We start from the raw sequence: 9,778 nt of genomic DNA, 5'->3' as shown, positions 1-9,778 counted from the left end.
TTACCGAAATCGAAGATCTACAGCAAGCCACAGAGGTGCTTTTTGAGAGTATTATTCTAAAAGTAGACGAACTCGACGGAAGTTTAAGGCAATTTTTTGTAACTTCTTTTTTTATTAAAAAAGGAATTTTGCAAAATGATGTAGTCAAAAATAATGTTGATTATGTTACCATCATTGAAATTAAAGATGAAAAAGTTGTAGGTTACAATATCAATGGTATTTATAGCATAGGAGTTTATCAAAGTCACTCTCAAAAGCATATTTTATTAAAAGAAAAATCAATTTATAAAATACTTGATATAAAGCAAATTGATATTGCTTTAAAAGAAGTAATTGATTATTCAGTAAGGAATAATTTAAATGATAATACTATGTTATTTTATATAAAAAAGATAATCCAAATATATGATGACAACTATAATCATAAAAGTGTAATGATTAATAAGAAATAAAAAATGAAGTTTTTGTGATTTTGCAATCACTTTTTAACTTTTGCACTTTGATCTGTCTAGTTAGTGTTTCAAAGTTAGTGATATGAGAATTTGGATTTTTAACTTATTCAAATAGAATAAATATAAGTAAGAAATAATTTGAAGATGAGCAGTAATGCTCATCTTTTTTGTTTTAATATTGCCATAACAATGCTGAAAACTGTACAACTAAATAATAAAAAAACTTACACTGGTTAGAGTCCGGTTCCGGTTCTTAAACCTTCACCTAAACTAAGCTTAGGATTTAAATACAATATATTTTTGGGAGTAAGAATGTTATAAAAACGACTTATTAATTTCTCTAGCAGCCGGGAAGTATTCAAATATCTAAGCCACTATGGATTATTACAGTATTTTAGCATGTACATCTTAATTTTTTCTCTGCTTTTGTTTGCATATCCCCGTGCTGGCGCGAGCATCTTGCTCGTGAACGCAAAGGAATCGGCAAAGAATAAACATAAGAAACCTCGCCAACGGCGAGGTTTCTTATGTTTTTAAATCTTCAATTATCGGCTTGTTTTTTCTGCAGGAATGCCACCCTTAAAGTTCAATTGAAAGGCAAAAAGTTCCTGGCATTTTTGCAGGAAAAACAAGCATAGCCCTTGTGGCGACTGAACAAATAAAAAACTTACCAAGTGCGTTGGCAGCAGCGTCGGGGTTTGGAGAGGTCTTGAAGAGATGTGCTATTTTACATAACGAGTTTATGGTGCAGGACGATAGCCGTAGCGCTATAATGACTTGTTATGTAACATAGCTTTGGTGTGGTTTTATACTAGAGGTCTTGAAAACCCAATCGCAAAGTATCGACAAAAAACAGAAAACCTCGCAGGAAATGCGAAGTTTGTATGTTTTATACAATCGAAAAAGTTTTTTGATTGTGATTGTCTTTAGGAAAAAGCAATCTTGAAAAGCGAAATAAAAATATCCTGCTGTAATGCTTAATAAAAATAAATAAAGCACAACTAATATAAAAACCCCCTTACTGAAAATTCAGGTTTTAGCAATGTCATTGCAAAGATAAAAATAAATAAAAGTAAATCAAATGTGGCGTAAACTTTAAGAATGCTTTTCAATTTTAGAATCATTAAGCCGGATTGATAATTTTATTAAATCTTTAGGCTTGAATATCCAAAAGCATGGGTAACAAAAGAATTGTAATATAATATTCCATAATTATTTCTTATCAAAGAAGCTTCATTTTTACTAAAAAAAATATTTAAATTTTATTGGTTAAGCATCTTGTCAATGATTTTAAAATATTATAAAACAAAAAAAGCTCCAGATTTCTCTGAAGCTTTTGTCTTAGTAGCGGGAACAGGACTCGAACCTGTGACCTTCGGGTTATGAGCCCGACGAGCTGCCTACTGCTCTATCCCGCGATGTTTCGGATGCAAAGATACACAGTAATTACTGTTTTGCAAAGAAATTTCGGAATTATTTTTAAAAGACGGCTTTTTTGTTGTAAATATTTAAAGAATAGCGCTTTAAATGTTGAAAATGTAATGTCTGGATTTTATAATCTCGTAATTCTGAGTTGGATTGCTTTTTTAGACCTAATAAAAAAGCAAAAGAAAGCTAAGTTTTCGGCTATATTTGATACCATTTTGTTTTGAGCTAAAATATCAAAAGCGAGAATCTGTTTTTGGTTTTCGTTTTTTAAATATTCGTTAGAGCTGAAATCGATCATTCAATTGTGTCTATTATTCTTTATTATAATTTTTCTCTTCTTTAATTTCGTGTTCGATTCTTTTATTGATATTGATTTTAGCATCGGTAAAAACGTAAATAATCGTTTGGAATTCGCGCGCGTATTTATTGGTTATTTCGCCCGCAATTTTAGAAGATAGAAAGTACGGACTTGTTTCCTGAAATTCATTGTTATGATCTTCGTGAGTTTTAATTCTGATCAGGTTTTTATATTTAATGTCAAGATTGAACCAATTCACATAATCGGCATTAAAAGAAACGGCTTTTATTCCCTTTTTAGTATAATAATTTATGGCGCCAGCTTGTCCGTAATTGTCACAAAGTATAAGTGTTTTTTCAGGATTGGGAAGTAAGGCATAAGCCGAATCTGTTTTGCGGGCGAGTTCTTTCCAACCGAGCATATCGGCAAAATCTTGTGGTAAATCATGATCTTTTCCATCTTCCCAACGCAACATTCCCAGTTTTTTATATTTCTCAGGATGGTTCACGATATATTCCGGACTTTTATTTGGGAATGATAAATTATACATCGGAATAAAAAACAATAACGGAATAATAATAAAAACAGGTTTAAGATAACGTTTCCAACTCGTTTGAAGAATTTGAGAAAGAAAAACAGCACCAAAAGCAATATAAACTGGATATAACCCAATCGCATAATAAGCTTTGGCTTTGAAATAAATAAATACAACAAGTGTAAAAATTATCGAAGCAAAAAAGAGCTTGAATTTTGCAAAAGGTTTATAGAATAACAAAGCGTATAAAGCCGCAAGAATGACAAAGAAAGAGCCAATAAAAAATAAGATTTGCTCTTTTAAAAATCCTAAGCGATCGACATTTACCAATTGTGTTTCGGACAAAACTTTCATGTGATGCACAATTGGAAATTGATTATTGTATTGCCATAAAAGATTCGGTAATATTAAAAGCAATCCCAAAATTAAGGCGAAATACAATTTTTTCTCAGCAAATACTTTTCGTTGATCTGATAATAAAAGTGCGGGCAAAAGACCAATTAGCAAAAATAGAATATTGTATTTGTTTAAAAATCCAAAAGCAAATAAGATCGCGCCAATAAAAAGCCATTTTGGTTTTTCGGTCGATATGTATTGAATGATGACATAATAAAATCCTGTCCAGCACAAAACATCTAATGAATTTGGCTGATACAACATATTGATTCTTAGTAATGACGAAAATAAAATGCAAGTTGCGCCTAAAATCAAAGCGTATAAATTGCCTTTTAAAACTTCGATAGCTTTCCAAATAATTAAAAGTGTCAAAGCGCCAAAAAGGGCAGGGAAGAACCTTATCCAAAAAACGGAATTCCCCAGTAAAAGTATAATATATGAAATCCAGGAAGTTACCGGCGGAACTGATAAATAACCCCAAGCCAAATGATGTGCCTGATCAAGATGCAGATATTCGTCACGCTGCAAATCATATTCAGGACTTATTAAGAGATATTGTAAAACAAATTTCAGAAGAATAAATCCTGTCAAAATTATTGTTTTCTTGGTCATTGGGATTTGGTTTGTTGGTTGTTAATGGTTTGGCTAATTTATAATTTATTTTGATTTTACGATTAAACAGATTTATCTTAAAAGCTATAAAATAAAAAAGCTCCAGATTTCTCTGAAGCTTGACTTTTATAAATATTTTCAATAGTAAGAATTGGAATATTTTTTGGAATTTGATTTTTTTAGAATTTAAAACATTTATTCTTCTAAAGCTGTTTCAAATTCCATATGATCAATTGTTTCAACTTCTGCCTGAGCAGGTTTTGAAGCTTTTAATGCATTGAATCTTTCTAATTGTTCTGTTTCTCCTTCTTCACCGCTGAAGTATGGGAAAACATCCATAATTGGCGATTCAGAAACTGCCGGAATAGAATATTCGCCCATTGTGCTTTGCATTACATGAAGCGTATTGTCATAAGCTTCTCTCACATCATTTGCCTGAACTAACAAATACATATTTGATCTTCTTTCTTTACCGCTTTCTTCGTCATAAGCCATTAAGGAAACCTTTGATTTAAACCAACGATCTGCGTTTTCAAAAGGATGAATCTCAGCATAATTAGCCACTTTTATATTCGTGATTTTAAATTCTTCACTAATATAAGCCGCCATTTCTTCATTTATTCTTTTCTCCGCTTCTGTGTAGGATAAAGCATCGACCAAATAAGGTTCGGTTAAAACTTTTTGTCCACCAGTTTCGTCAGTTTTTCTATATTTTACTTTGCATTCGTACCAAGTTGCGCTCATCTCTATAATTTTTAAGGATGCCAAAGATAGATTTTACAGGAAAATAAATTCCTAAATCTCAAAATAGATATTCACAATTTAGAATAGTTTTTGGTAAAGTATTGAAAGTTAGATTTATATCAAAAGTTAATGTTTTTTTACATTAAGAATCCTTTATAAATTGATGCAGAATTTCTGATGTGCCAAAATTCACTAAATAATAAGATTTAATCGAAATTTGAAGAAATCTAAATCGAGTTAATTTCATTAGATTAAATATTTTATTCATTCAACTAAAACCATTTCGTAAATTTTATTATGTTTGCTAAATCGATTTAGCAATTATTCAAACTTCTTCTGACTTATGAAAAATATACTTTTTATCTGCTTTTTTATTATCGTTTCGAATTCATTTGTAAAGGCGCAGGAACTAAAATCTCCTGACGGAAATTTGACTTTGACCTTTAAATTAAACAACGACGGAACGCCTGTTTATTCTTTAACTTATAAAAAAAGAGAAGTCATTAAGGAAAGTAAATTAGGCTTTATTATAAAGTCGGATATTATGATGAATCGGGATTTTAAAATTGCGGAAACAAAATTTCAATCCGAAAATAGTTCATGGAAACCGGTTCTTGGCGAACAAAAAGAAATTCAGAATCAGTACAATGAATTAAAAGCAGATCTTGTTCAGGAGAAAAGCAAGCGAAAAATATCCATCTATTTCCGATTGTTTAATGATGGTTTAGGATTTCGATACGAATTTCCGGTTCAGGATAATTTCCGCCATTTTATTATTCAGGAAGAAACTACCGAGTTTAATTTAACCGGCGATCATAAACTTTTCTGGATTCCGGGCGATTATGATACGAACGAATATAGTTATACAACATCAAAAATATCCGAGATGCAATCTTTGGTTTACAATGCAACTCACGTTCCTCTTGCGGCGCAAAGCACGATTAAAAATTTAGCCACGCAAACGCCTTTAATGATCAAGACAAATGACGGACTTTACATAAATATTCACGAAGCGGCTTTAAAAAATTATCCGGCAATGTGCCTGAATGTCGATGATAAAACGTATTCGTTGAGTTCGCATCTTGTTCCTGATGCTGTGGGAAATAAAGGATATATCCAGACCGGAAGTTTTACGCCGTGGCGAACAATTGTGGTGAGCGATGATGCGAGAAATATTCTGGCTTCAAAAATGATTTTAAATCTTAACGAACCTTGCGCTTTTGAAGATACTTCGTGGATTAAACCTGTAAAATATATTGGTGTTTGGTGGGAATATTTTACCGGCGGAGGATCGACTTGGGCATATTCAGACAATCAGGATGTTGTAATTGGTAAAACTGATTTTACTAAACTAAAACCAAATAATACGCACGGAGCAAATACGAAACATGTAAAAGAATATATTGATTTTGCTTCAAAAAATGGTTTTGATGCTGTTTTGGTCGAAGGCTGGAATGAAGGCTGGGAAGATAATACGGCTTTTAAAAAAGAGCGTATTTATAGTTTTACAAAAGCGTATCCGGATTTTGACGTGAAAGATTTAAGTGATTATGCCAATAAAAAGAATGTCAAAATTATCATGCATCACGAAACCACATCTTCAACTGCTGAATATGAGCGACAATTAAATGACGCTTTGAATTTCATGACTGATAATAATTACAATGCTGTAAAAACAGGATATGTTGGACCAATTATCCCGAGAGGCGAACATCATGACGGTCAGCAAATGGTCAATCATTATACGTATGTCGCACAACAAGCTGCAAAGCATAAAATCATGGTAGATTCACACGAAGCTGTTCGTCCAACGGGTTTACACAGAACATATCCTAACTGGTTTGCACAGGAATCGGCGCGAGGAACTGAGTTTGAATCTATGGAAGGAATTCATCCGGATCATACTACAATTTTGCCGTTTACGCGCTTAATGGGAGGTCCGATGGATTATACGCCAGGAATTTTTCAGGCGATTTATCGGTTTATGGAGCTAAGAAAAACAAGTTAAGTACAACACTTGTGAAGCAATTGGCTTTGTATGTAACGATGTATAGTCCGTTGCAAATGGCTGCCGATTTACCTGAGAATTATATTCGTTTTAATGATGCTTTTCAGTTTATAAAAGATGTTGCTTTAGATTGGGATGAAACGTATATCCTTGAAGACGAACCTGGAGATTATATCACAATTGCCCGAAAAACCAAAGGAAAACAAGAATGGTTTGTTGGCGGAATCACAGATGAAAATGCACGAACGGCGACAATTGATTTTAGTTTTCTTCCTGTGGGGAAATCATTTACTGCGACAATTTATGAAGATGGAAAAACGGCAGATTATAAGACTAATCCGCAATCGTATAATATTAGAAAAATGACTGTGAATAGTAAAACTAAATTAAAGCAAAAATTGGCTGCAAGTGGTGGAGTTGCAATTTCGATAAAATAAAAAAAATGTGTAATGGCACGCGGATGACACTGATTCGCTAAAGCGAAAACACGGATAAACACGGATTTTTCCCTTCTGGTATTTGTCTAAAAAAAATCTGCTTAATCTGCCAAATCTGCGTGAGAAAAAGTTTAGCCACAGATTTCAAGAATTTTCGATAAAATGAAAAATATGAAATGGCACGCGGATGATACTGATTCGCTAAGGCGAAAACACGGATAAACATGGATTTTTCCTTCGGGTATTTGTCTAAAAAAAATCTGCCAAATCTGCGTGAGAAATAGTTTATCCACAGATTTCAAGAATTAAAATAATTTGAATTAGACACGTTTATTATTTAAATGAGTTAAATTAATTAGTGGGAATTCGTGTAATTGCTTCGCCTATTCGCAATGGCTCGGGTCGTGGCAAAAAAGTTTTCTCGCAGATTTTTGCAGATCAAGCAGATTACGAGAGATTTTTTTTAAGCTTTAAAATCAATTCGAGAAAATTCGTGTAATTCATGGCAAAAAACACATACAGATAAGTAATATTTAAATCATTTTAATCTGTGGCAAAAAAATAAAAACAGATATTAATTAAACAAAATAAAATATGAATACTAAAGTTTACCCTTTACAATTTGAACCAATCCTAAAAGACAGAATCTGGGGTGGAGAAAAATTAAAAACAATCCTGAATAAACCTATTGTTTCTGAAATTACAGGAGAAAGCTGGGAATTGTCAACTGTAGAAGGAGATGTAAGCGTTATTGCAAATGGCGAATTAAAAGGAAAATCGTTAACAGAATTAATCGATCAGGCGCCAAACGAAATTTTAGGTACGGCAGTTTATGCGAGATTTGGGAATCAGTTTCCTTTATTATTTAAATATCTGGATGCGCGCGAAGACTTATCTATACAAGTACATCCAAATGATAAATTAGCAAAAGAACGTCATAATTCTTTTGGTAAAACCGAAATGTGGTACGTAATGCAAGCTGACGAAGATGCGAGAATCATTGTAGGTTTTAAAGAAGATTCAAGCAAGGAAGAATATTTAAAACATTTAAACGATAAAACGTTGGTTTCGATTTTAGATGATGTAAAAGCTAAAGCCGGTGATGTTTTCTTTCTGGAAACAGGAACAGTTCACGCGATAGGTGCGGGATTAGTTGTGGCAGAGATTCAACAAACATCTGATATTACGTATCGTTTGTATGATTTTGATAGAAAAGATGCTCCGGGAAATACCAGAGAATTGCATGTTGATTTGGCTCTTGATGCTATCAATTATAATAAAGTAGATACTCATAAAAAATATGAAACTAATCCAAATACATCCAATGTAATTGTTGATTGTCCTTATTTTACAACGAATATTATTCCGCTTGACGGAAAAATTGACGGCAATAAAAACGGAGAAACTTTTACGGTTTATATGTGTATCGAAGGTTCATTTGAGATTAGATATGAAAATGTAAACTATATGTATAGAAAAGGAGATACGGTTTTAATTCCGGCTGATATGCGCAGTTATGTGTTAGAAGGTTCAGCTTCAATTTTAGAAGTTTATATTTCGTAAATCCTGAAAAGCCGCAAAGTAACGAAGTGGGAAATTCAAACTTTGCGGCTTTTATATTTTTAATCACAGATTATTCATATTAAAAGTCAAAATTTGATTTTAATACCTGAAAAATGATTAATGCTTAAATTGCCTGTAATTACTAAGGATTGTATCTGTATTTAGCATTAAAAAAATGATATGTTTAAAAAAATAATTACAAAATCGTTTTAGTAACTATTTTTATATATATTTGTGATATAATTAACAATGGCTTAATAAAAAAATTAACTTCCCTGAATGAAAAAGATTACTATTAAGGATATTGCCACACAGGCACAAGTGTCTATATCTACTGTATCTTTTGTCATTAATGATAAAGGGGAGAAAATGGGGATTAGTCCGGCGGTAATTAAAAAGGTACAGGAAGTTGCCGAAAAATTGAATTACCGACCTAGCATGATTGCTACAAGCTTGAGAACCGGAAAAACAAGATCTATTGGGTTAATTGTTGAAGATATTTCGAATCAGTTCTTTGCAGATCTTGCCAGAGTTATTGAAGATGAGGCTAAAAGCATTGATTACAGAGTTTTTTATTGCAGTACAGGCGGAGATGATGAACGTTCTGCAGAGTTGGTTCACAGTCTTTTACAGGCAAATGTTGATGGTTTTATTATAACACCAACAGAAAATCTGGAAGAGAGTATTGATTTGCTTCTAAAACTAAAAAAACCTGTTGTATTAATTGACAGGTATTTTCCGGGACAAAGAGTAAGTCATGTGGTGATGGACAATTATGAAGCTTCAAACACGGCTACAAAATTTATAATCAGTAAAGGCTGTAAAAATATTGCTGTTGTAAATAATAAATCTGAAATGATTCAGATGAAGTTAAGAGAAGATGGTTGCAGAGATGCTTTGAAAGAGGCAAATATGTACAATAAATCGCTTGTGCTTCACATGGATTATTACAGCACCGAAGAAACGAGAATTGCAACAATAGTTGATTTTTTAAAAAAGAATCCCAATATCGATGCTGTGATATTCTTAACGAATTATATGGGACTTGCGGGGCTTCAGGCTTTTAAAGGAATGGGAATCAAAATTCCGGAAGATATTTCGGTTATTAGTTTTGATGACCATGACAGTTTTAAATTGCATACACCGGCAATTACGGTTGTTGCCCAGCCTATTGAAGAAATTGCTGTTAAATCAATCCAATTATTGATGAGCCAAATGACTGATATGGGGAAATTTGAAGTAGAAAAAAGTCTTAAAAAAGGAAAATTGATTATAAGAGAATCGGTTTAATTTCAAGACAAATTA

At 32.5% G+C, this 9,778-nt stretch carries 4 protein-coding genes, 1 tRNA gene and 2 pseudogenes; 4 read left to right on the top strand and 3 right to left on the bottom strand.

All coding sequences use genetic code 11. From position 1 onward, the window contains the following. Window positions 1–452: pseudogene (locus ACHZDT_RS06990) on the top strand (hypothetical protein); the annotation flags it as partial. Between the two features lie 1,345 nt (window positions 453–1,797). Here the strand turns inward: ACHZDT_RS06990 and ACHZDT_RS06985 are convergent. The 3 genes from ACHZDT_RS06985 to ACHZDT_RS06975 form a co-directional block, all read right to left on the bottom strand. Next, window positions 1,798–1,870 (bottom strand) — tRNA-Met (locus ACHZDT_RS06985). Window positions 1,871–2,191: 321 nt separating this feature from the next. Further along, window positions 2,192–3,721, bottom strand: a complete 1,530-nt coding sequence (locus ACHZDT_RS06980) for an ArnT family glycosyltransferase (RefSeq protein WP_394773912.1) — start codon at window positions 3,719–3,721, stop codon at window positions 2,192–2,194. A gap of 195 nt (window positions 3,722–3,916) precedes the next feature. After that, complete coding sequence (locus ACHZDT_RS06975; protein ID WP_394773911.1) at window positions 3,917–4,465, bottom strand: DUF4494 domain-containing protein; 549 nt, start codon at window positions 4,463–4,465, stop codon at window positions 3,917–3,919. Window positions 4,466–4,808: 343 nt separating this feature from the next. Between ACHZDT_RS06975 and ACHZDT_RS06970 the strand changes: the two are divergent. The 3 genes and pseudogenes from ACHZDT_RS06970 to ACHZDT_RS06960 all read left to right on the top strand — a co-directional run bounded on the left by ACHZDT_RS06970 (window position 4,809) and on the right by ACHZDT_RS06960 (window position 9,763). Beyond that, window positions 4,809–6,910 (top strand): annotated as a pseudogene (locus ACHZDT_RS06970) (glycoside hydrolase family 97 protein). Between the two features lie 594 nt (window positions 6,911–7,504). Continuing rightward, window positions 7,505–8,473 carry a type I phosphomannose isomerase catalytic subunit gene (locus ACHZDT_RS06965; RefSeq protein WP_394773910.1) on the top strand — a complete coding sequence of 323 codons (969 nt, stop codon included), beginning with the start codon at window positions 7,505–7,507 and terminating at the stop codon, window positions 8,471–8,473. A 279-nt stretch (window positions 8,474–8,752) separates the two neighbouring features. Next, a complete protein-coding gene (locus tag ACHZDT_RS06960) occupies window positions 8,753–9,763 on the top strand; it encodes a LacI family DNA-binding transcriptional regulator (protein WP_394773909.1) in 1,011 nt (336 codons plus the stop codon). Window positions 9,764–9,778: the final 15 nt, after the last annotated feature.

The organism is Flavobacterium sp. (assembly GCF_043722275.1).
Lineage (GTDB): Bacteria > Bacteroidota > Bacteroidia > Flavobacteriales > Flavobacteriaceae > Flavobacterium.
The sequence above is the reverse complement of the archived record's forward strand: the minus strand, read 5'-3'. Positions and strand labels throughout refer to the sequence as shown.

Excerpts from the sequence above, each read along its gene's own strand:
- ACHZDT_RS06980 (WP_394773912.1), bottom strand. The coding sequence starts at position 3,721 with ATGACCAAGAAAACAATAATTTTGACAGGATTTATTCTTCTGAAATTT.
- ACHZDT_RS06960 (WP_394773909.1), top strand. The coding sequence starts at position 8,753 with ATGAAAAAGATTACTATTAAGGATATTGCCACACAGGCACAAGTGTCT.
- ACHZDT_RS06975 (WP_394773911.1), bottom strand. The coding sequence starts at position 4,465 with ATGAGCGCAACTTGGTACGAATGCAAAGTAAAATATAGAAAAACTGAC.
- ACHZDT_RS06965 (WP_394773910.1), top strand. The coding sequence starts at position 7,505 with ATGAATACTAAAGTTTACCCTTTACAATTTGAACCAATCCTAAAAGAC.